Annotated in this window: 1 tRNA gene; it reads left to right on the forward strand. The window is 54.1% G+C overall.

Features of this window, described 5'->3' with window-relative positions:
* Nucleotides 1-170 precede the first annotated feature (170 nt).
* Nucleotides 171-247: transfer RNA gene (locus V5T82_RS18150), tRNA-Met, on the forward strand.
* Nucleotides 248-344 lie beyond the last annotated feature (97 nt).

Below are 344 nucleotides of genomic sequence, written 5' to 3' on the forward strand. Positions count from 1 at the left end.
AAGTCTCGAAGTGGCAAAGCCACGTGAGACAAAACAAAAAACAGCTCCCGGGCATAGCCCCGGTAAAACATTGACGCGGGGTGGAGCAGCCCGCCAAGTCTCGAAGTGGCAAAGCCACGTGAGACAAAACAAAAAAACAGCTCCCGGGCATAGCCCCGGTAAAACATTGACGCGGGGTGGAGCAGCCCGGTAGCTCGTCAGGCTCATAACCTGAAGGTCGTAGGTTCAAATCCTACCCCCGCAACCATTTTGACTTGCTCGGCAAAGTCCCGGTCCTTGTGACCGGGACTTTTGTCGTTATTGCAAAGACTTAAGACGCCTGCCAGCTCGCCCTTGAGTTCAAT

It is taken from the genome of Magnetovibrio sp. PR-2, assembly GCF_036689815.1.
GTDB lineage: Bacteria > Pseudomonadota > Alphaproteobacteria > Rhodospirillales > Magnetovibrionaceae > Magnetovibrio.